General features: G+C 70.9%; 23 protein-coding genes and 1 pseudogene. 6 read left to right on the top strand and 18 right to left on the bottom strand.

All coding sequences use genetic code 11. From position 1 onward, the window contains the following. The first annotated feature begins 147 nt into the window (after positions 1–147). Positions 148–861, top strand: coding sequence for a hypothetical protein (locus tag QRT03_RS31180; protein WP_286057068.1), 714 nt, complete (start codon positions 148–150; stop codon positions 859–861). A 78-nt stretch (positions 862–939) separates the two neighbouring features. After that, complete coding sequence (locus tag QRT03_RS31175; protein WP_286057067.1) at positions 940–1,395, top strand: hypothetical protein; 456 nt, start codon at positions 940–942, stop codon at positions 1,393–1,395. Positions 1,396–1,402: 7 nt separating this feature from the next. On the opposite strand, the gene QRT03_RS31170 is transcribed toward QRT03_RS31175, so the two are convergent. Then, on the bottom strand, positions 1,403–1,981 hold the full coding sequence (locus QRT03_RS31170; RefSeq protein ID WP_286057066.1) for a GIY-YIG nuclease family protein: 579 nt from the start codon (positions 1,979–1,981) through the stop codon (positions 1,403–1,405). A 244-nt stretch (positions 1,982–2,225) separates the two neighbouring features. Between QRT03_RS31170 and QRT03_RS31165 the strand changes: the two genes are divergently transcribed. Beyond that, on the top strand, positions 2,226–2,846 hold the full coding sequence (locus QRT03_RS31165; RefSeq protein WP_286057065.1) for a hypothetical protein: 621 nt from the start codon (positions 2,226–2,228) through the stop codon (positions 2,844–2,846). 229 nt (positions 2,847–3,075) lie between these two features. Here QRT03_RS31165 and QRT03_RS31160 read toward each other — a convergent pair whose 3' ends face one another. From QRT03_RS31160 to QRT03_RS31150, 3 genes are all read right to left on the bottom strand, one after another. Then, a complete protein-coding gene (locus QRT03_RS31160; RefSeq protein ID WP_286057064.1) occupies positions 3,076–3,432 on the bottom strand; it encodes a hypothetical protein in 357 nt (118 codons plus the stop codon). A 356-nt stretch (positions 3,433–3,788) separates the two neighbouring features. Then, a complete protein-coding gene (locus QRT03_RS31155; RefSeq protein WP_286057063.1) occupies positions 3,789–4,718 on the bottom strand; it encodes a ParA family protein in 930 nt (309 codons plus the stop codon). 1,130 nt (positions 4,719–5,848) lie between these two features. Then, positions 5,849–6,808 carry a hypothetical protein gene (locus QRT03_RS31150; protein ID WP_286057062.1) on the bottom strand — a complete coding sequence of 320 codons (960 nt, stop codon included), beginning with the start codon at positions 6,806–6,808 and terminating at the stop codon, positions 5,849–5,851. 215 nt (positions 6,809–7,023) lie between these two features. Between QRT03_RS31150 and QRT03_RS31145 the strand changes: the two genes are divergently transcribed. Together QRT03_RS31145 and QRT03_RS31140 are read left to right on the top strand one after the other, a co-directional pair. Then, positions 7,024–8,625: a Mu transposase C-terminal domain-containing protein gene (locus QRT03_RS31145; protein WP_286057061.1), complete on the top strand. Its 1,602-nt coding sequence runs from the start codon at positions 7,024–7,026 to the stop codon at positions 8,623–8,625. A 92-nt stretch (positions 8,626–8,717) separates the two neighbouring features. Further along, positions 8,718–9,566 carry a TniB family NTP-binding protein gene (locus tag QRT03_RS31140; protein ID WP_286057060.1) on the top strand — a complete coding sequence of 283 codons (849 nt, stop codon included), beginning with the start codon at positions 8,718–8,720 and terminating at the stop codon, positions 9,564–9,566. Between the two features lie 21 nt (positions 9,567–9,587). Here the strand turns inward: QRT03_RS31140 and QRT03_RS31135 are convergent, their stop codons facing one another. Further along, a complete protein-coding gene (locus QRT03_RS31135) occupies positions 9,588–10,514 on the bottom strand; it encodes a hypothetical protein (RefSeq protein ID WP_286057059.1) in 927 nt (308 codons plus the stop codon). Between the two features lie 150 nt (positions 10,515–10,664). On the opposite strand from QRT03_RS31135, the gene QRT03_RS31130 reads away from it, so the two are divergent. Further along, a complete protein-coding gene (locus QRT03_RS31130) occupies positions 10,665–11,786 on the top strand; it encodes a tyrosine-type recombinase/integrase (protein WP_286057058.1) in 1,122 nt (373 codons plus the stop codon). A 30-nt stretch (positions 11,787–11,816) separates the two neighbouring features. On the opposite strand, the pseudogene QRT03_RS31125 reads toward QRT03_RS31130, so the two are convergent. From QRT03_RS31125 to QRT03_RS31065, 13 genes and pseudogenes are all read right to left on the bottom strand, one after another. Then, positions 11,817–12,044: pseudogene (locus tag QRT03_RS31125) on the bottom strand (transposase); the annotation flags it as partial. An 81-nt stretch (positions 12,045–12,125) separates the two neighbouring features. After that, positions 12,126–12,797, bottom strand: coding sequence for a TetR/AcrR family transcriptional regulator (locus QRT03_RS31120; protein ID WP_230760762.1), 672 nt, complete (start codon positions 12,795–12,797; stop codon positions 12,126–12,128). 19 nt (positions 12,798–12,816) lie between these two features. Next, on the bottom strand, positions 12,817–13,938 hold the full coding sequence (locus tag QRT03_RS31115) for an acyl-CoA dehydrogenase family protein (RefSeq protein WP_230760760.1): 1,122 nt from the start codon (positions 13,936–13,938) through the stop codon (positions 12,817–12,819). 59 nt (positions 13,939–13,997) lie between these two features. After that, positions 13,998–15,458: a cytochrome P450 gene (locus tag QRT03_RS31110; protein WP_286057112.1), complete on the bottom strand. Its 1,461-nt coding sequence runs from the start codon at positions 15,456–15,458 to the stop codon at positions 13,998–14,000. A gap of 438 nt (positions 15,459–15,896) precedes the next feature. Beyond that, entirely contained in the window at positions 15,897–16,988 is a 1,092-nt protein-coding gene (locus QRT03_RS31105; RefSeq protein WP_286057057.1) for a BtrH N-terminal domain-containing protein, read from the bottom strand. Continuing rightward, entirely contained in the window at positions 16,985–17,560 is a 576-nt protein-coding gene (locus tag QRT03_RS31100; RefSeq protein ID WP_230760754.1) for a PaaI family thioesterase, read from the bottom strand. Before QRT03_RS31100 ends, QRT03_RS31105 begins: the two co-directional genes overlap by 4 nt. Before the next feature lie 41 nt (positions 17,561–17,601). Then, positions 17,602–17,796 (bottom strand): ferredoxin, encoded by a 195-nt coding sequence (locus tag QRT03_RS31095; protein WP_230760752.1) that lies wholly within the window; start codon positions 17,794–17,796, stop codon positions 17,602–17,604. 27 nt (positions 17,797–17,823) lie between these two features. After that, positions 17,824–18,930, bottom strand: a complete 1,107-nt coding sequence (locus tag QRT03_RS31090) for an NDMA-dependent alcohol dehydrogenase (RefSeq protein ID WP_286057056.1) — start codon at positions 18,928–18,930, stop codon at positions 17,824–17,826. A gap of 24 nt (positions 18,931–18,954) precedes the next feature. Then, the gene (locus QRT03_RS31085) at positions 18,955–19,365 is read right to left on the bottom strand and encodes an SCP2 sterol-binding domain-containing protein (protein WP_230760749.1); all 411 of its coding nucleotides are present in this window, start codon (positions 19,363–19,365) and stop codon (positions 18,955–18,957) included. Positions 19,366–19,538: 173 nt separating this feature from the next. After that, positions 19,539–20,840: a cytochrome P450 gene (locus tag QRT03_RS31080; protein ID WP_230760746.1), complete on the bottom strand. Its 1,302-nt coding sequence runs from the start codon at positions 20,838–20,840 to the stop codon at positions 19,539–19,541. A gap of 161 nt (positions 20,841–21,001) precedes the next feature. Continuing rightward, positions 21,002–22,144 (bottom strand): acyl-CoA dehydrogenase family protein, encoded by a 1,143-nt coding sequence (locus QRT03_RS31075; RefSeq protein ID WP_230760744.1) that lies wholly within the window; start codon positions 22,142–22,144, stop codon positions 21,002–21,004. Beyond that, the gene (locus QRT03_RS31070; protein ID WP_230760742.1) at positions 22,144–23,301 is read right to left on the bottom strand and encodes an acyl-CoA dehydrogenase family protein; all 1,158 of its coding nucleotides are present in this window, start codon (positions 23,299–23,301) and stop codon (positions 22,144–22,146) included. The genes QRT03_RS31075 and QRT03_RS31070 overlap by 1 nt, the downstream gene beginning before the upstream one ends. Then, positions 23,298–24,593: a cytochrome P450 gene (locus tag QRT03_RS31065; protein WP_286057055.1), complete on the bottom strand. Its 1,296-nt coding sequence runs from the start codon at positions 24,591–24,593 to the stop codon at positions 23,298–23,300. Before QRT03_RS31065 ends, QRT03_RS31070 begins: the two co-directional genes overlap by 4 nt. Between the last annotated feature and the right edge of the window lie 42 nt (positions 24,594–24,635).

Raw genomic sequence — 24,635 nt, 5'->3', positions numbered from 1 at the left:
ACCCGCTCCTACCCGGTCGACCCCCGCGCCGACGGACCCTCCGAGCAGCATCGACGCACCCGGAACCGCCCCGCGGCACGCCGCCCGAACCCGGCGGCCCGCCCCGGCCCCACGGCGCGCCGCCGGCCGCGCCAGCACCCCGGGGCGGTGCGCCTGGCCGAGGACCTGCGCCGCGAGATCCCCGTACTGCGCCACACCCCCGTCGGGCGCCTCATCCCCGCCCTGACCCGCTTCGCCGCCTCCCCCACCACCTGGAGCGTCGCCGAGCTCGTCCCGCTGATCTGGCACGTCGCCCACACCAAAGGCTGGACCACCAACCCCACCAAGATCCGCAACCCCGCCGTCTGGCTCGCCCACCTCCTGCAAGGCATCGCCGACACCGACCCCGCCGACCTGCCCCCCGAGCACCCCGAACACCCGTCAGCCCGCGCTGACAGTTCCGCGGTCATCAGCCCTGACGACCCCTGGGCCGCCACCCTGCTCCCCCACCCCACCTCCGGTGCCGCCGCTGGACACGACCACGCCGACGACCACGCCGACGACCACGAGGACGGGGAAGGCCCGACCGCCGGGCACGACGGGCTCGGCTGGGCGCTCCGCCCCGGCCAACCCGTCCCCGAGCTGCCCATCCGCGGCATCGGCCGCGACCATCGCCACGAGACCCTGTGGGACGCCCGCAGCCGTGAACACCGCCACGAGCACCGCTGGGCCGAGATCGCCCGCGAGCGCCGCGACCAGGCCGCTGCCGCCGCCGAGCGGCGTGGCGAGAACACCTGCGAGCACGGTGTCGGCGGCGCCGGCCCCACCGGCCGGAGCCCACGCTGCGCTTACTGCCGCTACTCTGTCGAACCCGCGACATGACGACCGCGCCCGCCCCGACCGGGACGACCCACCCGGGCAGCCTTCCGGATCTCCCGTGGCTCGGCGAGGCTGGAGCGCGTGGACGCCGCCACCCTGCCCGAGCTCGGCAGAACCGTCCTCGTGCTCGGCGTCCAGGCCCTGTGCGCCGCGGTGACCGTGCGCTTGCTCCGCCGGCGCTGGACCCCGCCCGCCGGCCCAGGCCGCCGCGCCGGGCGGATCACCGCGATCACCCTCGCCGCGATCGCCGCGGCCCTGCTCTGGCAGCTCCTGCTCACCCTCGGCGCCACCCTGTTCGTGCTCGCCCTGATCTTCCGGCGCCCCGCCCGCCCCTCCCGCCGCAGAAGCCCCGCCTTCTACGACCACGGCTACCCCACCGGAGGAATCACCGGCCGCTCCCACACCGGCGGGCGCAGCGCCGCCGACGACTACTGGGACCAGCGCGCCCGCCACGACCAGCAACAGCGCTACGCCGACCAGTACGAAGCCGACATGTACCGCTGGGGCCACCGCAACCACCCACCACCCGGCTACTGAGCCAGGCTCAGGTGCCCTCGCTGTGCGCCTCGCCCAGGACCCACCGGGTGCCGTCCGGCTCCGCCGGATCCGCGATCCGGCGGAACCGCTCCCCCGCCGTGGACGGCCGCGCCGCCGGGTCGAGGTTCCAGAGCTCCCGAGCCATCGTCTCCGCCTGCTCGCGGGGACTGCCCGGCTTGGTGTCCCACCCGATCGCAAGCGGCGCGATCCCCACGCACGCCCGGTGCCACTCGATCAACCGCCGCTCGACCTCGAGAGCCGCCTCCGGGTCCCTCGCCCGCGCCCACATCGGCTTGGCCCGGTACACCCGCAGCATGTGCACCACCGAGACCTCCCAGCGATCCCCCGCGGGCTCGTAGCCATCCCGCAGGCGCTGCTCGTACCCCAGCCGGTCGGCAAGGCTCCCCGCCTTCCCGACGTACACCACGAGGCCCGAGGCGGCCCACACGTACACCCCGGGCTCCTGCGGCGTCGGCACGTCCTCACGCCAGGCCGAGTCCTCCATCAGACCGTCCTCAACGCTGCGGGCCAGGACCTCCTCCAACTCGCGAGCCTCCAGGACCTGCACCTCGAGCGACCCCGCCATGCTCCCCGTCCACCTTCCGAAGCCTCCCGCGACGCGTCCGACGCCGGCAGCGTGCCGAAGGGGTCCGACAAGATCGTTGACAGATCGAGCGGGACTCGATGGCCCGCTCGAGCTGTCGGCCGCGAGACGGCGACGAATCTGACCTTGCTCCGCAAGATGGCCCAGTGGAAGGTTGCCTCACGAGGGGGAAGGGGTCGGCATGAGCTGCGGCCACGTCGTGCACCAACCGTGGTGCGAGTGGTGCGTGGCCGCGGACGTCGAGCGGCACCGGCGCCGCACCGACGAGGAGCGCCTGCGCCTTGAGCGCAAACGGCTCGGCGTGGCCCGAGAGTCGCTGCGGCTCCAGCGCGACGCCGCCCTCCGCGACGAGCTTCACGCGGCCGAGGAGCGCACGGGGCGGGCCCGCGCCGAAGAGGGGGAGCGTCGCGATGCCGCGGCGGCGGACGAAGCCCAGCGCGCCGACCAAGTCAGACAGCGTTTTTCGACACTGCGGCAGCCATCGGGCGGTGAGCGCTGTGTCGCCGCGGTAGCTGCAGGGCTCGTCACGGTCGTCGCGGTGTCGCTCTCCCTGGTCGACCGCGGGAACGTTCAGCTGCTCGTCGGCGTGAGCCTGGTCGCCCTGGGCGGATGGCTCTACCTGAAATACCGGCGCGGCGGCTGGTGGCTCGTGCGCAGATTCGGCGCCATCGACGTCACCCTGCTCGGCTGCGCCTTCGGCAGCAGTGCCGTCCGCCCGGGGGGAACCGGCTTTGCTGGGAACGCCGCGCCGGTGACGCCCGGGCAGGTGATCGGGGCGCTCTTCGTGATACTTATCGCCATCGGGCTCAGCGCGCTCCTGGTGAAAGTCCCGGCCACCCGCGCCTGAACAGCAGCGCCGGCCCGCCCCGTGGTCCGCTGCGCAAGCCAGTCCGAGGCCGACGCTGGCCAGTTGCTGCTGACATAATTGCTGCACCTCTGATTATCGGCGGAGCTCGACACCGATCGATCGGCGCCGAGGCGCTCTCCATCACTTGCTGGGCGGAAGGGCGCTCTGCGGGAACGAGTCGGCGGCAGATCCGCAGTAACGCGCCTGCGGGTCTCTCACCTGCCTGTCTTCACCCCGCTCCGCCATGATGCTCTTCGGAGAACTCGAAGCTGAGTGCCCGGTTGACAAGTGCCGAGCGGGAGGGCGCGGACCAGCGGTCGACGAGTTCGTCCAGCACGTCCGCATCGCCTGCAGCGAGGCGCAGCTGAGTCTGCACTCCGGGCTCGGTGCGCCGATGCTGGGGCTGGGTACGGCCGAACAGCGAGCTCCGGCTGAAGGACGCCGAAGGGGTCGACCACTCGGTGGAGAGCGCGTCGAGGTGATTCTCGATCGCCGCCAGCGCGATCAGACCGTGAGTCTGCCCGGTGTGGCGAGACTGCAGCCGCAGCTGCTCGAGGACGCCGGCATCGAGCACCACCGGAACCACCCGCGGAATGTCCTCGGCCCCAGCGCTCGAAGCACCAGCTTCTCCAGCAGATCCCGGCCGGCGCCTGCGGCGTGGCTCCGCCCGGCGGCCCCGGCGTGGCTCCGACCCACGGGACGAGGCGGGCGAAGAAGGAGCGGCGTCGGCGGCCTCCGTGCCCGGCGAGGAGGCCGACGAGGTCCGCGGCTCCTGCTCGGGGGCAGTGTCGCGTGGGGTGGTTCGCTCTGGTGGCTCAGCCGGCGTAGACGGCTTGGCCGGGTCATCGGTCGTTGGCGTCGACGCAAGTAGGCCCGCCAGACCCTGTGTGCGGTCCTGCGTCCGGAAAGCTGAGCCCAGCTTCGGGCGATCGTTGGCCGGCATCAGGCGCCCGCCGCCGCGGCCGGGTTGGTCAGGAGTCGGTGGTTTTCGTGTTCGGCGATGGCCTCGAGGAGCTCTCGCGCCAAGGCGTTGTAGTCCCCGGCCAGGCCTGAGGCGTCCCGGCTCAGCAGGCGCTCTGCGCCGGCGCCCTCGCGATTGCGCAGCCGGGCCAGCCGCTCGCTCTTCTCCGCCAGTTGGCTCGCTTCGAGCTCGTGTGGGAGCAGGCTGTGACGGCGGATGTCGATGGCGGCTGACTCGAGATAGCGGATGCTGGATTCGAACACCGGCGCTGCTCCTTCCAGAATGTCGTCGAGGGCCGCCCGGACGGTGGTGCGGAGCCGAGTGCTGCGAGCGCCCACGCCGAAGAGCAGCACCCCGAGCAGCATCAGGCCGGGGTTGCTCTCGCGGGCGCGCATGAAGCGCTGCGCGACGGTGACCAGCCCGTCGATCGATGCGTCGTCCGAGCGGGTGGGGATCACCAGATAGTCAGCGGCTGTCAGGACCAGGTCCTGCAGGATCGGCTCACCGGGCGGGGTGTCGATCAAGACCAGGTCGTAGTCCGCGTGCGGTTCCCCCTCTGGACGGACCTGGCCGAGTACCGTGCTCAGGCCGCTCATCACGTCCCCGCGGGCCGAGCGTGAGATGAAAGTCGCGGGCAGGTCGGAAAGGGTCGCCCCGCCCGGGACGCAGTCAAGGCCTTCGCGGACGCCACGAAGCGGCACCAGCGGAGCTCCGTCGCGTATCGCCGAAGTCAGATTGAAGCCCTGATCGGCGTCCGGATAGCCCAGGTCTCGGCGCAGATTGCCCTGCGGATCCATGTCGACAGTGAGAACCCGGTAACCCGAGGCCGCGACCAGCCCGGCCAGGCCAGCCGTCAAGCTCGTCTTCCCGACCCCACCCTTGCCATTGGAGATCGCAACTACTCGTCGCACCCCAGCTCCCGTTCGTTCTGAGTTGAGTCGGCCCGCCACCGACTCCTGTTCGCCCACCGGCTGAGGCCCCCCGGCGGACACCGTGGCGCCAGATGTTCAGGACCTGGCGACCAGCCAGGTGCCCCGCTGTAGCGCACCGGGGCCGCACCTGGCGGCAACAGTGCGCTTCTAGGGCGGAAGGATGGCATGCCGTCGACCATCCACCTAGGCGCGACACGCCACGCCACCCGTGCGACATCTGCGAGCTACAAAGGCATCACCGGTCGCTCAGGTGGCTGTCAGGTGGACGATACGGAGGGCACCGCGCGGGACACCGGTGGTGGAGCCGGTGTCGTGCCCCAGGGACACATGATGCGCCAAAGAGCGTCCGCCACCCGGGGCGGCGTGTGGCGCGGCAGAAGGCGAGGCGCGGAGTGCAACACGTGTCGGCACACCTGTCACGGGACCTGTCACCGCACCGGGCAGGTAAGAAGGCAGTAACCGGGTACACCAGCGTGCAGCACCGGTTGCGTCATCGCGTTGGAGTGCATGTGGTGCACGCATGCCCATCACAAGCGCGGCCAGCAGGGGTACCCGCGATGCCCGCATAGTGTGGCTCAACAGGTGCGATGGACGGGCGCAAACGTGTTGTGCCGCCTGTGCTGTAGCCGGGGAGCGCACCGGGGTCGTCAGCTATAGCCGCACAAGAGGCGCGATCGAGCGTCCTTCCTGACTCCACCGGTGGCCTCCCACCTGGGCTATGGATGGGTGGGTTGAGATGCGGGAACGTCGCTCAGCGAAACGCGCGCGTGAGCGTTGTGGCGCTCAACCCGTGGCCCTCTTGCGAGCCCGGGAGTCGGCGTTGCCAGGACCTGCAAGACCCGGGGAGCGCGCCCCGCTACTACGTTCTCCGTTCGTGGGGGACGCTCAGGTCGACGACAACGAGCACGCGGCGCCGAGCAGGGAAGCGGTTACGGGCCGCTGGGCGCGGCCTACGAGAAGGGAGGCCCCGAGCACCTGTGGCTCGCAGGTTGCGTGGCCGGGATTCTCGGGCGTGGTCGCGGGGTCCCTCAAAGCCTCGCGGAAGAGCCGCTCGCTGGCCAGGTCCCCTTCCCGCCGGGGTAGGGGAGCGCATATCCCAGCCGCGGGGCCTAGGACCTATCGTCCACCGTCCTGACGCGGTCAGGTCTCAAGGAGGCGTGGTCGGCGCGGAGCCCGTCCGCAGCGCCGATCGCCCGATGGACGCCGTGCTGAGGTGCCAGCTCGATCACCGTCGGCTCGCTGCGCAGCGCTCGCAGAGCCAGCCCAAGGGTGTGCAGGGTCGCGTCGTCGATTCCGTCGGACAGGTCGTCGCGGATCCAGGAGAGGTAGTCGCCGAGCACCGGCGACGCATCAGGTTCGGACGCCGCGGCCAGCCCGAGCCGTTCGGCCTGCTCGAGCAGGTTCACGAGCACGACCACGACCTGGTCGTGCTGATCGGCCAGCCAGCGTTCCCGAGCTGGTCGGGCTCGCTCGGCGGCGCGACGGTCGCGGGTGTACTGCCCGTCGGCGCCGCGGACCGCCCGCGAGCGGCCCTGGTAGCGCAGGTAGGGGTTACGGCTGCGTCGCGACGGTGCATCGTCGCCTTGATCGGGCTCGTGGTCGGCGCGGGCTGCCGTGTCGTCGATTAGGAGCTCGCGGCCCCCCGGGGCGGGGGAGCGGATGCGGGTCGGATCGGGGTCGCGGGTGTGGCGGCGGTACTCCCGCAAGCGAGCGTCGAGGCTGTCGAGGTAATCGCGCATGCCTTGGGCGGTGTGGACGCCGACGAACCGACCGACCTCGCGCAACGACAGCCCGCGGCGGATCGCCTGGTGCAGCACTGTTGCCTCGCGGCGGCGGTCGTCCCAGTGCACCCACGCGGTGAGCACCAGCTCGTCCCACACGTCGCCCTGGGCAAGCTCGCGAGGCAGGCGGGCCAGCCGGGCGCGGTGCTCGACAAGGTAGTCCAGCACCTCCCGGGGCTCGTCCCCTGCCTCTGACCAGCGAGAATCCTCGTACTCGCGGTGCCGGCGGTCGAGCCGAGCGAGGGCGTCGTCGCGCTCCACGTCGCCGACCGCCGGGAAGGTCGCCACTGTCAATTCTCGAAGTGGACTGCGCTCCTGAACTGCGGATTCTTGACCAGGTGCAGAGGGCTGCGAACACTGGTGTTGGCCAGAGTCATGTGCACGGTCAGCATCTTGACCGAAGTGCGCTGCACAGAGCGAGGTCGGTGATGGCAGGCGAGGACCTTGCAGGAGCCGAGCGCGGGCTCCTCGCTGCCTCTGAGGCTGATTGGGCCCTGGCCCGCATGCGCGCCGCGGTCGTGCGCGAGCTCGCCCACTTGGACGCACCGGGCCACGAGGCAGTTGATCGCGCGGCCCTCGCGCTGGATCTCTCCCGTCGCCAGACCTACTCCCTGCTGTTGAGATGGCGCGCCGGCGACGGTCGAGTCTCGGACCTGCTGCCCCGACGGTCGTCTGGGGGGAGGGGCAAGGGCCGCCTACCCGACGACGTCGAGGCTGTCATCAAGGACGTCTTGCGCAAGCGGTATCTGAAGCGGCAACGACCCTCGGTCGCCTCTGTTCACCGCTCGATCGTGCGGGCCTGCCGTGTGAGGGGGTTGAGCGCACCGTCGCGTGGTGCCGTGGAGCGTCGGATCGCGGTTCTGGATCCTCGAGCCGCAGCGGGCTCTCGTGGCGGACCCGACGCCGCACGCAAGGTCGACTCAGCGGGAGGCAGCACGACGACTCCGGTCGAGCCTCTGGGGCAGGTGCAGATCGACCACACCGTCATCGATGTGGTCCTCGTCGACGAGCAGGACCGAGCCCCGATCGGCCGGCCATTTCTCACAGTGGGCATCGACGTGACCACCCGGGCGATCGTCGGGATGGTCGTCACCCTCGATCCGCCGTCGGCGACCTCTGTCGGGCTCTGCCTGGCCCACATCGCGACGGACAAGCAGGCATGGCTGGAAACGCTCGGCGCGCAGGTCAGCTGGCCGATGGCGGGTAAGCCAGCGCAGCTGTACGTCGACAACGGCGCGGAGTTCCACTCCGAGGCGTTACGACGAGGGTGCGAGGAACACGGCATCGCGCTGGACTACCGGCCGCCGGGTGAACCACAGTACGGCGGAGTCGTGGAGAGGCTCATCGGCACGCTGATGAGCGAGGTTCACGAGCTACCGGGGACGACGTTCTCCAACCCGGTCGACCGCGGGCCCTACGACAGTGAGGCGACCGCGGCGCTGACCCTGCTCGAGCTGCAACGTTGGCTGGCCTTCGCCGTCGCCGCCTACCACCACCAGGTCCACGAGGGTCACGGACGCCCGCCGCTGGCGGTGTGGGAGGAGAAGGCCACCGCGCACCCGCCGACGACAGTGGCCAACCCCCGGTCCTTCCTGGTCGACTTCCTGCCCGTCGTCCGCCGGCGACTTAACCGCACCGGCCTCGTCATCGACCACGTGCACTACTTCAGCGACACCCTCAAGCCCCTGATCGCCCGCCGACAACAGATCGGCCAAGTAGTTGTCCGGCGCGACCCCCGCGATCTGTCCCGGGTCTGGGTGCTCGACCCGCAGAGCAACGCCTACCTCAGCGTCGGCTACCGCCACCTCGCTCACCCCGCAATCAGCCTCTGGGAACACCGGGCCGCCGTCGCGAGCCTGCGGGAGCAAGGACGCGGCGAGGTCGACGAGCAGGCCCTGTTCGCCTCGGTCGAGCAAATGCGCCACGTCAGCGACACCGCGACGAAGTCGACCCGACGCGCCCGCCGGGAACGTCAGCGCCGCCCCGTGGCGTCAACGCCGTCTTCCGGTCCGATCGCCGTCCCACCGCCACCGCCCGACCTTCGCCGGGACGCCAGAGCCGAAGAGCCGGCGCCAGCACCGTTCGACGACATCGAGGAGTGGTGACTCGGGTGGATCCCGACGAGCTCGACCTGTCCCACCTGCACCCAGGAGCTCGAGACCACGCGCGCCGACCCGACGAGGAGCGCCTTCGACGTGTGCGCGCCGAACGCTGGATCGGCTACCCACGAGTCGCCGCCGCCCTGCGCCGCCTCGACGAACTCTGGGACTGGCCGTCGCGACAGCGCATGCCGAACCTGTTGATCGCCGGCCCGACCAACAACGGCAAGTCGATCCTGATCGAGAAGTTCCGGCGCACCGTGGACGCCCGCGTCGCCGCCATGCCGGAGGACCGGCTCACGCCACCGATCCCGCTGGTGGTCATGCAGATGCCCTCCGAGCCGTCGGTCACGCGGTTCTACGCGGCACTGCTGGACGCCTGCGGCTCTCCCGACCCGGTCGGTGGTCAGGCCCGGCCGCGGGCGGTCGACCTCGAGCGCACCGCCATGTGGTGGCTCGGCGGCAACGGGTTGCGGGTCCTGGTCATCGACGAGCTGCACAACATGCTCGCCGGCAACGCCTCCCGTCGCCGCGAGTTCCTCAACCTGCTCCGCCAGCTGGGCAACAACCTGCGTGTCCCGCTGGTGGGGGTCGGCACCCACGACGCCTACCTCGCCATCCGCTCGGACGACCAGCTCGAGAACCGTTTCCAGCCGGTGGTGCTGCCGCGCTGGGAGGCCGACAGCGACGAGACCCGCTCGCTGCTCGCGAGCTTCGCGGCGTCGTTCCCGCTGCGTCGGCGCTCGGACATCGCGCAGCCGGAGATGGCCGAGTACCTGATCGCGCGATCCGAGGGCACGATCGGCGAGCTCGCCGCGCTTCTGTCCTCCGCGGCCGCGCTCGCGATCAGCAGTGGGGACGAGTCGATCAACGCCGAGACGCTGGCTGCGACCGAGTACCTCGGCCCGAGCGAGCGCCGTCGGGTCTTCGAGCGCGCCCTGGGGTGACCCTCCGAGCGTCGAGGCGTGTCAGCTCAAGGCGCCGAAGCGTGCCCGGAGCCGGTCGGCGGCGGCGATGGCTCGGTGGACGCCGTGGTTGCGGGCGAGCGGCCCAAGGGCGGGGTGGAAGCGGAGTTCGCCGAGCACCAGCCCGATGGCGCCGAAGGTGGCGGGGGAGTAGTCGCCGGTGTCTCGGTGGCGGTCCAGCACCGCGAGGGTGTCCTCGAGCTCGAAGTCGTCGGACTCCTGCTCGCGCGCCTCGATGCCGAGCCGCTGCAGCTGGCCCAGAAGCTCGGAGACCAAGACGTCGAGCTCGCTGTGGTGCTCAGCGATCCAGCGCTCCCGCGCCGGAAGTGTCCTGCTGTCGCGTCGCCGTGCCCGCACCGTGTCGGGGTCGGCGCCCGCGGTGGAGGCCCGCCGCCCGCGGGTGCGTCGGTAGAGGTCGTCGCGGGGAGTCAACGTCGACGTCGCGAGCGGGCCGGCGATCAGATCAGGGTCGCGCACGACCCCATCGGCAACGCGCTGGTGCTCCACGCGCTCGTCGGCCACCCGCTGCTGGCGTGCCTGGTCGGTGCTGTGGGCCTCGACGAGCGCCTCGAGCCGGTCGAGGTAGTCGTAGGTGCCCTGGCGGGTGTTCAGCCCGAGGAAGGCTCCGAGCTCGCCCAGGGAGTGCCCGTACCCGCGGGCGCGGCGCAGCAGATCCCGCTCCCGCCGGCGCTCCTCCCAGTAGATCCAGGCACTGAGCACCAGGGCGTCGCGGGTGTCCTCGCTGGACACCGCGCGGGGCAGCCGGGTGTGGTGGCGACGCAGGTAGTCCAGGACGTCGCGGGCCGGATCGTCGCCCTCGCACCCGGCCTCTGACCAGCGAGAATCCTCGCAGCGCAGGTGCCTAGCAGCGATCCGACGCAGCGCCGCGTCCCGCTCTCGGCTCCCGACGTAGGGGTAGACGGCGACCACGCGAACGAGGGTACCGCTCTACATGTCTAGTCAGGCTTTACGTCTTCTAGGCTGACCTGTTCAAGGCCTACAGTGCATAATCTGCATGTCTGCACGGTTGGCGCGGCGCGCCTCCCGGGCCAGCTCGCCCGCCGGTTAGAACATGGCGCGATGACCGCCGCGGAGCTGAATGAGGAAGCCCTCGTCGCCGTTCCCGGGAGTGAGCCCGCTGCGTTGCGCGGGTTCCGCGACGAGCTGACCGCGCGCGCCGAGTCCTACGCGCGCGGGGCGCGGGCGGAGAAAACTTGGTCGGCCTACGAGCGGCAGTGGCGCCGCTTCGAGACCTGGTGCGCCGCAGCGGGGGAGCGGGCGCTGCCGGCGGATCCGCTGACCGTGGCCCGGTTCCTGGCCGACCTCGCCCCGATCTGGCGGTCGGCCACCCCGGCCGATCCGTCGAGCTCGGTGGTGGCCGGGCAGGTGTGTGAGCGGGAGGGCCTGCGACCAGGGACGTTGTCCGGGTATCTGGCGGCGATCTCGGTGGTGCACCAGACCGCCCAGGTTGACAACCCCGTCCAGGCCGAAGCCGTGCGCCGCACCATCACCGGGATCCGGCGCCACCCCGGCGTCGCCCCGACCCGTCGTCGCGCCGCCGCCCGCCGGGAGCCGCTGGTCGAGGTGCTGCGCCTGCTGAAGCCGGAGGAGGTGCTCGCGGACGCCCGCGACCACGCCCTGTTGCTGGTCGGGTGGAAGGCGGCGCTGCGCACCGACGACCTCGCCCGCCTGCAGATGGCCGACCTGCACCCCTCCGAGCAGGGCCTCTCGGTCCACCTGGCCCGCTCCAAGACCGACCAGCACGGCGCCGGCACCACGCTCGGCATCGCCGCCCCGTCACCCGAGGCGACGGTAGGGGAGGGGAGCGACGAGTCGACGCTGCTCGACGCCGGTGCCGCCTGGACCCGCTGGCGGGACCTCCTCGGCTCCCACGGCATCCTCGAAGGCCCCGCCTGGCGCGGGATCGACCGCTACGGCCGCCGCCCCCGCGCCGGCGGGCTGCACCGCAACTCGATCGCCGAGATCATCAAACGCCGCGCCAACGCCGCCGGCCTCGACGACGCGCAGCTGTGGGGCGGACACAGCCTGCGCCGCGGGTTCGCCACCGAAGCCATCGCCGCCGGCGTCCCCGAACGCGACGTCCAACGCCACGGCCGCTGGCGCTCCCGCGCCTCCATGGACTCCTACATCGACGCCGCCCGCACCTTCGACCCCACCAACCCCACCCACTGGCTGACATAGCGATTGGCTGCATCCAGCGGCCGGTTCTCCCCACTCGGCGAGGTCTTCGAGGACCTTGTCGGTGATCCTGGAGATGGTGTCCTTGGAGACCTTGGCCCCGTAGACCTCCTCGAAGTGGGCGCTGACTCCGCCGGTGGTCAGGCCCCGAGCGGTCAGCGACAGGACGATCTCGTCGATGCCGTCCAGGCGCCGCTGACGCTTGCCGACGATGACCGGGTCGAAGCTCGAGTCGCGGTCGCGAGGGACCTCGATCCCAACCGTAGCTTCGTAGAGCGACAACCCGCGTCTCTACGTAGGGCTCCGGGCTCGGAACTTCCGACATTGGGCAGGCGCGGCGGCCTACCCTCGTGGTTGGTGGCCCTCGACGAGCAGCGCGGCGACCATCGTGGCGTGTTCTGTGATGTCCGAGGCGTCGACGTCGAGTTCGCCGGCGTTCCAGGCCGCGACGATCTCAGCGAACCCTCCGACGCCCAGCAAGGTACTCATGCGGAGCCGGGCCGGGTCGGTCGTGGGCGGCAGATGTGGGCCAGCGGTGTCGACCAAGAGGTCTGCGACGGTGCGCAGCATCTTCCGGCGCCGAGGCTCGAGCACCGCGCTACCGGCGTGGTCGCCGAGCACGATGCGCGCGCACACCGGGTCGCTGCGCAGGTGCTCGACCACGGCGCCGATGACGGTGCGGAGCGCACCGACGAGATCGCGGCCGGCGTTGACGACGAACGCCGCGCGGACTTGGGAGATCAGTGCGTCCCGCTCCTGGTCCCACACTGTGCCCAGGAGAGCGTCACGATCGGAGAAGTTCTCGTAGAAGTACCGGTCGACGAGTCCGGCGCGTCCGCACACGCCGCGCATCGTGACCGCGGCCCAGCCGTCCGTGCCCCAGACCTCACGAGCGGCGGCCAGCAGGCGCAGTCGGCGTTCGATCCGGCGCGCCTCGGCGCTGCGCCCTCCGTAGGTCCCCGCCGTTCCCTGGGCATGCACTCGCCCATCCTGACGCAGCCCGTGCTGGGTCACGACCGCGGGCCGTACCTGTTCAGAGGGTGCGCGAGATGATCTCCTTCATGATCTCGTTGGTGCCGCCGTAGATTCGCTGCACCCGCTGGTCCGTCCACAGGCGGGCGATGGGGTACTCGGCCATGTACCCGTAGCCTCCGAACAACTGGACGCACTGGTCGACGACGTGCATGGCCCGGTCGCTGGTCCACCACTTGAGCATCGCCACTGTCGGGATGTCGAGTTGTCCGTCGAGGTGCTTGAGGATGCAGTCGTCGAGGAAGACTCGGCAGATGCGGGCCTCGGTCGCGGCCTCGGCGAGGGTGAATCGGGTGTTCTGGAAGTTGAACACCGCCCGTCCGAACGCGGTCCGCTCCTTGGTGTAGGCGAGAGTCTCCGCGAGAGCCCTCTCCATGACCGCCACCGAGGTGATGCCGATGAGGAGACGTTCTTGGGGCAGCTGCTGCATGAGCTGGACGAAGCCTTGGCCTTCTGCTTCGCCGAGGAGGTTCCCTGCGGGCACAAGGACGTCGGCGAAGTTCAGCTCGGCGGTGTCCTGGCCCTTCATTCCGACCTTCTCGAGGACCCGGCCCCGGCTGAATCCGGTTCGCGCGGTCTCCACTGCGACCAGGGAGACGCCTTGGGCGCCGGCGTCAGGGTCGGTCTTCGCTGCGACGAGCACGAAGTCGGCCTGAGCTCCGTTGGTGATGAAGGTCTTGGAGCCGGAGACGACGTAGTCCTCGCCGTCGCGGCGCGCCCGGGTGGTGATGTTCTGCAGGTCGGATCCCGTGCCGGGTTCGGTCATGGCGATCGCGCCGACCCATTCGCCGGTGGCGAGCTTCGGCAACCAGGAGCGTTTCTGGCTCTCGGTGCCGTAGGCGAGCACGTAGTGCGCGACGATCGCGTTGTGCAGGGCGACTCCCCAGCAGCTGTCGCCGGCGGCGGTCTGCTCCTCGAGAAGGACCGCCTCGTGGGCGAAGGTTCCGCCTCCGCCGCCGTACTCCTCTGGAATCGAGAGGCAGAGCAGGCCGACTTCGCCGGCGCGGGTCCACAGGTCGCGGTCGACCTGTTTCTGGGCGGCCCAGCGCTCCTGGTGAGGGGCCAGTTCCTTCTCGCAGAACGTCCGCGCCATGGCGCGGAAGTCGTCCAGGTCGGTGTCCATCCACGGTGAGCGGGTCACGTAGCTGCTCCAGGGGTCGTTGCCGGCGGCGATTGGGGTGATCAGTGCAGTGGGCGCAGGCGCAGGGGCAGCCCGTCGGCGGGGACCGGGAGGGAGGTGTTGTCCCAGCGTGGGCGGTATGTGGGGTCGACGCTCCACCGGTGGGCGCGCAGCATCTCGTGCATGATCGCGGTCACCTCGAGGCTCCCGAAGATCATGCCGATGCACTTGTGCACGCCGCCGCCGAAGGGCAGCCACGCGTCGCGGTGGGTCTTGTCCTCGCGTCGGGGCTCCGCGAAGCGGTCGGGGTCGAACGTGTCGGGTTCGCTCCAGCACGACGGATCGAAGTGGTTGACCGCTCCGGCCACCATGATCAGTTGCCCGGCCGGTATGTAGCGTCCGCAGACGGCGGTGTCGGCCACGGTGCGGCGCATCACCACCGGCACCGGCGCGACCAGTCGCAGGGATTCCTTGATCACGCGATTGAGCGTGTCCAGTGATTCCAGGGCTGCGCGGTCGGGCGGGGTGTCTCCGAGGGCGAGTGACTCGGCGCGCGCCCGTTCCTGCCACTGCGGGTTCGCGCCGAGCAGATAGGCGACGGCGGAGCTCGTGATGGTGGACGTGTCGTGGGCGGCCATCATGAGGAAGATCATGTGGTTGACGACGTCGTCGTCGGAGAACGTCTCACCGTCCGGTGTCCGGGCCTGGCACAGCGCCGAGAACAGGTCCGCCCCGCCGCTGGCTCGTTTGGCAGCGACGTTCGCCCGGAAATACTGTTCGAGGACGCGGCGACCGCGCAGGCCCGCGTGCCACCGCGTGCCCGGGACATCCCATTTCACGATGCTGCTCGCAGCTCGAACGCAGTCCACGAAGGCCTTGTTGACTTCCTCGGCCTCGTGCCCGGGACGCTCGTTCATGAACACCCGGGTGGCGACGTCGAGCGTGAGGCTCTTGAGCGCCGGGTAGAGCCGAATGGGCGCGTCCTGCCGCCACGTCGGCACCGTCTCCCGCACGCAGGCGACGGTCTCGTCGGTGTAGCCCCTCAGGCGTTCAGCGGTGAACGCTTCCTGCATCACCCGGCGGTGGAAGCGGTGCTCGTCGAAGTCCAGGAGCATCAGTCCGCGGTGGAAGAAGTTGTCGATCAGGAAACGCCAGCCCTCCTGCGAGAAGGCCTTGTCGGCGTTGGTGAGCACGGTGTGCGTCGCCTCAGGTCCGGCGACCTGGACGACCTGCTCCCCCAGGAAACCCGACCAGGAGACCGGGCCGTACCGCTCGAATCGCGCGCGGGTGAACGCGGAGCCGAAGCGGATGTACTCCAGCGTGCGGCCGAGCCCCGGGAGGCCCTGATCGCCGGGAACGGGTGACAGGCCCGAATCTGGCGGCGGCGCGGCGAGGGGCGTGCCCGGTGCCTGACGCACCCGGTCGAGCAGGCGGCGATCGATCGCGGACGGTAGCGGCGCGAGCAGCGCCGAGGACATCCGTTCGCGAACGGCGCGCCGTGCATGCTGGGTGAGCGTGGTCATGTGGGCTCCTGCTGCGGTGTCTCGTACGACGAATTTGAGGGGGGGTCGAACGGGGGCGCGGCTGCACTCGACGTGCCCCGGGGCCATCTGCAGGCGGCTGCCATCAGAATGCTTCGCGGCCGGGCTGCCGTCAAGACTGGACATGTAGAAGGACCGTGTCCGTGGAGTGGGACGGGCCGCGCGACTCCTCCGGACTCGTGCCGCACGACGAGCCAGCCTCGGGCGACGACGGGATCAGTCGGGAACCAGCCGGCGGCCGCCCGATCGACGTCGGGGTCCTCGTGGGGCCTGCCCGTGCCTGGTCCGCCACGGGGCTCGGGCCGCCGCTTCCGGGGAGGCGACTCTAGGTTTGCGGGCCGGTGGCCGGCCAACGTGGTCGGTGACCTCGGCTCTGCGGTGGCTGGTCGGTTCCCCGGCCCCGCGTGGGTCGGCGAGTGCTCAGGCTGTGAGGGCCTGTGCGAGGTCGCGGAGGTGATGTGCGCCGTCGGTCTCGAGTTCTGGCAGGCGGCGGGCGCGGTCTCGGACGTCGCGCCAGCGGGTGGTCGCGGGCGCGGTCTTGTCGCCGGCGCGGGCGGCGAGCGCTGACCAGCTACCGGCGAGCTCGTCGTAGATCGTGGCGGCGGGGCGGGCGCGCTCGTCGAGGTCGGTGAGTTCGGCGAGGAACTGTGCTTGGAGGCGGCGGAACAGGCCGCCGCCGGTTCCGGCTTTCTCGATGAACACGGCGAGGGTGATCAGGGCGGTGTGCAGGTCCTGCTCGGATGTCTCCGCGGTGCGGGCGAGGACGTCGGGCCAGGCCTCGAGGTCGGCGAGGAAGGTGGCGACGCCGTCGAGTCCGTGGCCGGCGGCGTGCGCGCCGGGGGTCGTGACGGTGTCGTCGTCGGCGGGGGTGGTCATGGACTGTGCGGCGTGCGCGCAGGCGCTCGCGGCCGCGACGCGCTGGTCGGGCAGGGAGTCGGGGAAGCGCATCGGGTAGCAGGTGTGTCGGGTCGGGGTGGGGAAGCCGGTGGAGCTGCGGGCGGCAGCCAGGGCCGCGGCGGGGATGATCTGCGGTTCGGCGCGGTCGTTGTCGATCACGCGGACCTGGTGGCCGTCGGGTTCGTAGCCGGTGACGACGATGTCGTGGCGGCTCATCTGCATGCGGACCCGCAGGTAGGGCAGCTCGCTCATGTCCGCCCAGCACAGCAGGGGTCGGCCGGCGTCGAGTTCGCGATGCAGCCAGGCGCGGCCCTCGTCGGGGTCGTCGGTGTCCTGGGCGGCCCCGGCGATGCCCAGGCGCGCAGTCAGGGACTCGGTGAGCCCGCTGCCGCGGCCGACGAGGTAGAACGGGGAGCCGAGTCCTGGTCCCCGCAGGTAGCTGAAGCTCAGGGAGCCGCCGAGCCCGAAGACGGTGCCTTCGCTGAGTGGTTCGCCGCTCCAGGAAAGACCGGCCCACTCGAGCAGGTCGCGCAGCGCCCCGGAGCCGCAGTGCCCGGCCATGCGGTGCGGGTAGCCCTCGACCCCGATCCAGCTGTGCGCGTCCGTCGTCGTCATGGAGGGGGCTGACCTTTCACGGGGTCGGGTTCGTTGCTGTCCGCAGCCGGTGCGGGCGAGGCGTTGGCGAAGACGTGGGTGATCGACTCGGGGGAGCCGTAGCGCTGGAAGTGGGCGAGCGGGACGACGATGAACACGGCGCGGGCCTCGAAGCAGAGCCGGTCGCTGGGGTCGGTGCCGGTGGCGTGCATGTGCAGGCGTCGGCCGTCGCGGCGCTCGAGTCGGGCCCGGATGCGGTAGGTGGTGCCGAGGACGGCGGGGGAGTGGTAGTCGACCTGCAGGGAGCCGGTGACGGCCGGCTCGCCGACCACGTAGAGCAGGAACCCGAACAGGTCGTCGCAGGCGGTCGCGACCGCCCCGCCGTGCGCGAGCCCGGGTGCGCCGACGTGCCGGTCGGCGAAGGCGACGTCGCAGTAGACGGCGTCGTCCTCACGGAAGACGCGCATGGCGATCCCGGCCGGGTTGCCGGGGCCGCAGCCCAGGCATTGGTCGCTGTGCGGGGTCAACTCCCGGGCCCCCGCCGCCGGCGGCGATCCGTGGTCGGGATCGGTCTCGGTCGCTGAGCGCGCCATGCCCGGCCTCCGTCGAGGTGTGCTCGTGGTTCGCGGTTCGGTCATCCCAGCAGAGTCAGCGCGGCGGTGGGACACACCGCCGCGGCCGACTTGATCTGCTCGCGGTGCTCCTCGCCGGGGTGGTCGGTCTGGACGTGCACCACGCCGTCGCTGCCGACTTCGAAGACGTCCTCGGCCTCCAGCTCGCAGAGTCCGTGCCCGGTGCAGCGGTTGTAGTCGACCCGAACTTCGAGCATCGTGTCCTTCTCTCGCCGGTTCCTGGCTTAGTACCGGATGAGGCCGCGGATGTTTCGGCCTTCTCGCATGTCCTCGTAGCCCTGATTGATGTCTTCGAGGGTGTATTCCTGGGTGATGAGTTCGTCGAGTTTGAGCAGGCCGGTGTTGTAGAGCTCCAGCAGTCGCGGGACGTCGTGCTGGGCGTTGGACGACCCGTAGAGGGCGCCGCGGATTTGCTTCTCGTAGAGGGTCAGCTCGAGCAGGGACCCGGTCATGGTCTCCTCCTCCGGGTGGCCGATGGCGGTGACGACGACCCGCCCGCCCTTCCCGACCAGCGCCAGGGCCGGCGCGATGTAGGAGCCTTCGGCGACGTCGGTGGCGATGATGCAGGCCTCGGCGAGCTGCCCCCGGGTCAGTCTGCTGACGACCTCCCAGGCGGCGTCGGCCGACTCGGCGACGTGGGTGGCGCCGAACTCCATGGCGCGGTCCCGCTTGTAGGGCACCGGGTCGACCGCGACGACGTAGCGGGCCCCGGCGATGCGGGCGCCCTGGACGGCGTTCATGCCGATCCCGCCGGCGCCCAGCACCACCACGGTGTCTCCGGCCCGAACCTCCGCGGTGCGCACGGCGCTGCCGTAGCCGGTGGGGATACCGCATCCGACGACGGCGGCTTTGTCCAGGGCGGTGCCCTGGTCGACCTTCACCACCGACGCGGTGGGGACCACGGTGTACTCGGAGAACGTCCCGAGCAGGCACATCTGGCCCAGGTCCTCACCGCGGGCGTGGAATCGGTGGGTCCCGTCGAGTTGGGGTCCCATCATCAGCGCGGCCCCGAGGTCGCAGAGGTTGGTCTTGCCTCGCACGCAGTAGGAGCACCGTCCGCACGAGGGCAGGAAGGTGAGGACGACCGAGTCGCCGGGCTCGATGTCGAGGACCCCGCTGCCGACCTCGACGACCGTGCCCGCACCCTCGTGGCCGCCGACGACCGGCAGCGGGAACGGCAGGTCGCCGGTGACGAGGTGCTCATCGGAGTGGCACAAGCCGCTGGCGGCGAGTTTCACCAGCACCTCCCCGGCGCCGGGAGGGTCGAGATCGACCTCTTCGACCTCCCACTTGCCTCCGAGCTCCCAGAGCACTGCGGCCTTGGTCTTCACGGGTTCCCCTCTGCGTCTTGGGTGTCAGGCTTCGAGAAGGTCGTGGCGGCCGCGTTCGGCGACCATCGCGCGATACTCGGGAAACAGCTCCTTGGCGGTCGGGATGAGCTTGAGCAGCTTCGGGACCGGTCCCTTGGCCCGCACGGTGCCCTTCGCCATCGCCATCGCCAGGTTGACCTTGCCCAGCCAGAAGCGGTTGCCGGTGTCCGCGGTCATGTGCAGCTCCACCGTCGGGGTCGCCGTGGACGCGGACCCGGTCTCCACCGACCGCGACTCCATGTCCACGGTCACCACGGCCTCCGGATCGGTGTAATACACCCGCAGCACGACACCGGACGCGGCCAGCTTGTCGGCCAACCCGTCCTTCTTCGTCGCGACCTCGAAGATGCCGCCCAGGTACTCGTAGACCTCGGCTTCGTCAGCGAAAACACCCATAACGACAGAACCCCTCGGTCGAACCGTCGGAACTCGGAAAGCATGGTGGGAAGAGCGGTCCCATCGCCCGAACGGGAGAGGGGCACGGGACCGCCTCCTCCCCTCTCCCCCTCGAGACATCCCCTCCCTCCAGGGAGGTGGCCCTCTCTCGAAAAGGGGGGATCGGGAGACGATCAGCCCTGGCGCCAGCAGGGCAGGCGCTTGACGACGTTGAAGAAGTTGCCCGGGGTCAGTTCGGGCTCCCCGACGACGAGGTCGGGCACGCGGGTGAGCAGCTCGGTGAACAGCGCCTTGAGCTGGAACCGCGCGAGCTGGTTGCCCAGGCAGTGGTGGATGCCGCCGCCGCCGAAGCTGATGTGCGGGTTCGGGTGGCGGGAGAGATCGAACTCGTGGGGGCGCTCGATCCGGGTCTCGTCCCGGTTGGCCGAGCTGTAGAACATGACCACCTTGTCGCCCGCGGTGATCTGCTGGCCGGCCAGCTCGCAGTCGCGGGCCGCAGTGCGCCGGAAGGTCATGATCGGCGTCGCCCAGCGCACCATCTCCTCGACCGCGTCGGGCATCCGCCCCTCGAGGTCGGCCAACAACCACGAACGCTGCTCGGGGAACTCGGTCAGCCCGAGCAACCCGTGGCTGGTCGATTGCCGAGTGGTGTCGTTGCCGGCGATGGTGAGCAGCACGAAGAACGCGCCGATCTCGTGGTCGGTGAGCTGCTCCCCGTCGATCTCGGCCTGCGCGAGGGCTGTGATCAGGTCCTCGGTGGGGTGTTCCCGCCGCTGGCCGGTCAGCTCCGCGGCCAGGGTGTGCATGTAGGCCATCGCCTGGAACAGCGCGGTGAAGACCTCTTCGCGGGTCTCGCCGACGAGCTCGGGGTCGTTCCAGCTGGTCCCGACCTTCATGTGGTGGGCGGCTTCCTGCCGCTGCCCGTCGGGCACACCCATGATGTCGTTGATGTTGTGCATCGGCAGGAGCTCGGCGCACTCGGCGACGAAATCGGTCCGGCCGCCGTCGCGCTCCAACGCCTCGATCAGGTTGTCGACGACCTTCACCGCATTGGCCTGGATGCGGTCGTTGATCCGGCGCATCTGCTTGGGAGTGAAGGCGGCCGCCACCAGGCGACGCAGCTTGGTGTGCCGGGGCGGGTCCATCCCGATGATCGACTGGCCGGCTTCGACGAACTCGGCCGGCAGGTTCTCCATGAGAATGCCCGGCCCGGACAGGAAGTCCTGGTGCCGCTTGGTCACCTCCACGAGATCGTCGTAGCGGGTGACTGCCCAGAACCCGAAGTCCTGCTCGTCCTCGAGCAGCTGCTCCTGGAACGGCGGGTGCCAGGTGACCGTGCCCCGCTCGCGCAGCAGCGCGAACGTCTTCTCCCGCACGTCGGCCGAGGTCGACCAGAACGCTCGGGAGGAGATGTCCACGTCGTCGTAGGCACGGTCGGGATTGCCGCTGGCTGAGCGGGTGACGTGTTCGGTCATCGCTGACTCCCTCGTCGCGCGAACCTCGGTCGAGAGTACGACTGTCGAACAAGAATACTGGACGTGAACGGGGTCAACGTCAAGACGCAGATGCTAGGCGTGTCCATTTCTGCTTGCGCGAGTCTGGCTCGGGTGCGAGGCCGGGCAGCCCCGTGAGCGCCCTACATCCCGTGCATCGTGGCGATGACGCGCAGCATCACCTCGTCGGCGCCGCCGCCGATGGAGGTGATCCGCATGTCACGGAGGAAGCGGGCGGTCCACGTCTCCTCCATGTAGCCGATCCCGCCGTGGTACTGCAGGCAGGTGCGCGCGACGTCCTCGCAGAGCCGCCCGATCGCGAGCTTGGCGATCGTCGCGAACCGGGAGGTGTCCTCGCCCCGCTCGTAGGCCTCGGCGCAGGCGTAGTTGTAGTGCCGGCACAGGTCGACGCGCGCGTAGAGCTCGGCGAGCTGGTAGGCGAGGTACTGGTTGTCCATCAGTGTGCCGCCGAAGGCGCGGCGCTGCTTCAGGTAGTCGCGCGTGCGGTCCAGGGCGCGCTCGCACGCCCCGACCCGTCCGTAGCAGGCGACCATCCGCTCGTTCTGGAACTGGGCCATCTGCTGCTGGAAGCCGCGACCGATCGTGCCGATCGTGTTCGCCACCGGCACCCGCACGCCGTCGAAGGCGAGCTCGGCGGTGTCCGAGCAGCGGTTGCCGAGCTTGTCGAGCTTCCGCGAGACCCGCAGGCCCGGCGTGTCGGTCGGCACCACGATCTGGCTCATCCCGCGCGCCCCGCCCTCGTCGGAGGTGCGGGCGAGCAGGCACAGCCAGTCGGCCTGGACGCCGTTGGTGATGTAGAGCTTGGCGCCGTCGATGACCCAGTCGTCCCCGTCGCGGGTGGCGCGGGTGCGCAGGCCGGCGACGTCGGACCCGGCGTCGGGCTCGGTCACCGCGATCGCCGCGACCATCTCGCCGCGGATCGCCGGCGCGAGGTAGCGCGCCTTGAGGTCCTCGGAGCCGAAGCGGTGCAGCGACGGCGTCGCCATGTCGGTCTGCACCGCGATCGCCATGCCGACCCCGGCCGCGTCGCAGCGCCCGATCTCCTCGGCGAGGACCACCGCGAACCGGTGGTCGGCGCCCTGGCCGCCGTAGGCCTCGTCGTACTCGAGGCCCAGCCAGCCGAGCGCGCCGAGCTTGCCGAACAGCTCGTGGGTGGGCATTCGGCCGTCGCGTTCCCAGGCGTCGACGTACGGGTCGATCTCCCGTTCGACGAACGCCCGGACGGACTTCCGGAACGCGGTGTGCTCCTCGGTGAAGGTGACCATCAGCCGTCCAGCCCCAGTCGCGACGCGATGACCTCGTCCATGATCTCGTTCGTCCCGCCGCCGATGCCCAGGATGCGGGCGTCGCGGTAGTGCCGCTCGACCTCGACCCCGTGCAGGTAGCCCGCACCGCCGTGGAGCTGGACGGCCTGGTCGACCACCCAGTCGCACGCCTCGACGGCCTGGTTCTTGGCCATCGCGAGCTCGGTGACGACGTCGTCGCCGGCCTCCCAGCGCAGGAACACGTCACGCACGTAGACCCGGGCGACCGTCGCCCGGCGCGCCATCTGAGCGATCCGGTGCCGGACGACCTGCCGCGTCGCCAGCGGCGCCCCGAACGTCTCGCGCTGCCGCGCCCAGGCGATCGTCAGGTCGACGCAGCGCTGGGCGGTGGCGGCCGCCTGGACCGCGAGCGAGAGCCGCTCGGACCCGAACCGCTCCATGATCTGGCGGAAGCCGCTGCCCTCCGCCCCGACGAGGTTCGACGCCGGGACCCGGACCTCGTCGAGCGAGATCGTGGCGGTGTCGGAGCAGTGCCAGCCCATCTTGCGCAGCGCGGTGCGGTGCACGCCGGGGCGGGCGGTCTCGATGACCAGCAGCGAGATCCCGCGATGGCCGGGGCCGCCGGTGCGCACCGCCGTCGTCACGAAGTCCGCGCGGGTACCGGAGGTGATGAAGGTCTTCGCTCCGGTCACCACGTAGTCGTCGCCGTCGCGCACGGCGCGGGTGGTGACGGCGGCGACGTCCGAACCGGTGCCCGGCTCGGTGATGCCGAGCGAGCCGATGAGCTCGCCGCGCAGGGTCGGGCGCACGAAGCGGTCGACCAGCTCCGGCGAGCCGTGCAGCGCGATGTGCGGTGCGGCGATGCCGTGGGTGAACAGGCCCGCGACCACCCCGCTCGACCCGCCCGCGAGGATCAGCTCCTCGGTGGCGATCGCCGAGTCGAGGTGCCCGCCCTCCCCGCCTGCGCCCTCCGGGAAGCCGAGCGCCAGCAGGCCCAGCTCCCCGGCCCGCCGGTGCAGCTCCCGCGGCATCGCGCCGGCGTCCTCCCACTCCGGCAGCGACGGGACGATCTCCCGCTCGGTGAAGCGGCGGACCAGGGCCCGCAGCTCGCGGCGTTCCTCGGTGTCCCACACGGAGTGGGTGAGCGTCGCGGTCACCGCGCCACCGCCGCCGCGGGCGAGTCAAGCGATCCGCGGCCGGGATCTTCGCGTCCTGGGCGCAGCGGAAGCTGGTCGAGTCCACGGAAGGACAGGGCGCGTCGCCATCGCGGCGGCCCTGCGGGAGTCAGGTGGGGGAAGCGGGACAGGAGCCGGGGGAACAACTCGGCGGCTTCCAGCCGGGCCAATGAGGCGCCCAGGCAGAAATGGAGGCCGCCCCCGAACGAGAGCGGTGGGGCCTCCCGCCGGCCCACGTCCAGCTCGGACGGTCGAGTGAAGACCGCAGGGTCATGATTGGCGGCGCCGAGCAGGAGCAGCACCACCTGCCCGGCGGGGATGTCCAGATCGCCGATACGGGTGTCGGCGAGAGCGGTGCGACCGTCGGTCTGCACCGGGGCGTCGAATCGCAGCAGCTCATCGACCGCGGTCGCGACCAGACCGGGGTCTCCGGCGAGGCGGTGACGTTGCTCGGGTGCCGCGAGCAGCGCGGCCAAGCCGTTGCCCACCAGGTTGGTGGTCGTCTCGAAACCGGCGGCGAAGAGCAGGATCGCCGTACCGACCATCTCGTCGTCGTCGAGGCGGTCGTCGCCGTGAGCGGTCGCGAGCCGGCTGAGCAGGTCGTCATCCGGGCGTCGTCGTTTCACCTCGAGCAGGTCGGCGAAGTAGGCCGCCAGCTCGTCCTCGGCCTCGGCGGCCTCGCGGACGGCATCGACGTCGGCGCTGGGCTCCAGCGGTGCCACCAGAGCGCGCACCCGCGGTGCGGTCGCCACCAGGTCCGATCCCGGCACGCCCAGCAGATCGCCGATCACGCCCACCGGCAGCGGCAACGCGAGGTCGGCGACCGCATCGACCTCGTCGCGACCCGCCCAGCCGTCGAGCAGCTCGTCGATGCGCGCGACGACCGACGGGCGGAGCTCCTCGACGTGGCGGGGGGTGAATACCTGCGCCACGAGGCGGCGCAGACGTCCGTGATCGGGGGGATTGCGGAACAGCATGGTGCGCCGGAAGCGCCGCAGCGCCCGGCGCTGCAGCTGCTCGGGCACGGCCGCGAGGGCGAAGCCCAGCGACTCGTCGGCCTTGCCCAGCGCACGATCCCGCAACGCCGCCGCGCAGTCCTCGTAACCGGAGAGGACGACCAGCCCGGACCCGGTCCGCAACCGCGGCGCCCGCTCCCGCAGCCACCGATACGCCTCGTAGGGCCCGGCCGCACCGTGATCGCTGAGGAGGACCTCGAGCAACCCCTGCTCCAACGCGGCGTCGGCTTCTCGGGCTGCCCCAGCGGCCGAGCTCACCGGGCGACCCAACTCTCGGCGGTGCGGTAGCCAGGGACCTGA

Origin of the sequence: Actinomycetospora termitidis, from assembly GCF_030286555.1 — a bacterium.
In the GTDB taxonomy this organism is placed as follows: Bacteria; Actinomycetota; Actinomycetes; order Mycobacteriales; family Pseudonocardiaceae; genus Actinomycetospora; species Actinomycetospora termitidis.
The sequence above is the reverse complement of the archived record's forward strand: the minus strand, read 5'-3'. Positions and strand labels throughout refer to the sequence as shown.

What these genes read in the sequence shown, in the direction of transcription:
- QRT03_RS31170 (WP_286057066.1), bottom strand. Translation starts at nt 1,981, where the DNA reads ATGGCGGGGTCGCTCGAGGTGCAGGTCCTGGAGGCTCGCGAGTTGGAG.
- QRT03_RS31145 (WP_286057061.1), top strand. Translation starts at nt 7,024, where the DNA reads ATGCGCGCCGCGGTCGTGCGCGAGCTCGCCCACTTGGACGCACCGGGC.
- QRT03_RS31130 (WP_286057058.1), top strand. Translation starts at nt 10,665, where the DNA reads ATGACCGCCGCGGAGCTGAATGAGGAAGCCCTCGTCGCCGTTCCCGGG.
- QRT03_RS31115 (WP_230760760.1), bottom strand. Translation starts at nt 13,938, where the DNA reads ATGGACACCGACCTGGACGACTTCCGCGCCATGGCGCGGACGTTCTGC.
- QRT03_RS31110 (WP_286057112.1), bottom strand. Translation starts at nt 15,458, where the DNA reads ATGACCACGCTCACCCAGCATGCACGGCGCGCCGTTCGCGAACGGATG.
- QRT03_RS31105 (WP_286057057.1), bottom strand. Translation starts at nt 16,988, where the DNA reads ATGACGACGACGGACGCGCACAGCTGGATCGGGGTCGAGGGCTACCCG.
- QRT03_RS31100 (WP_230760754.1), bottom strand. Translation starts at nt 17,560, where the DNA reads ATGGCGCGCTCAGCGACCGAGACCGATCCCGACCACGGATCGCCGCCG.
- QRT03_RS31095 (WP_230760752.1), bottom strand. Translation starts at nt 17,796, where the DNA reads ATGCTCGAAGTTCGGGTCGACTACAACCGCTGCACCGGGCACGGACTC.
- QRT03_RS31085 (WP_230760749.1), bottom strand. Translation starts at nt 19,365, where the DNA reads ATGGGTGTTTTCGCTGACGAAGCCGAGGTCTACGAGTACCTGGGCGGC.
- QRT03_RS31080 (WP_230760746.1), bottom strand. Translation starts at nt 20,840, where the DNA reads ATGACCGAACACGTCACCCGCTCAGCCAGCGGCAATCCCGACCGTGCC.
- QRT03_RS31075 (WP_230760744.1), bottom strand. Translation starts at nt 22,144, where the DNA reads ATGGTCACCTTCACCGAGGAGCACACCGCGTTCCGGAAGTCCGTCCGG.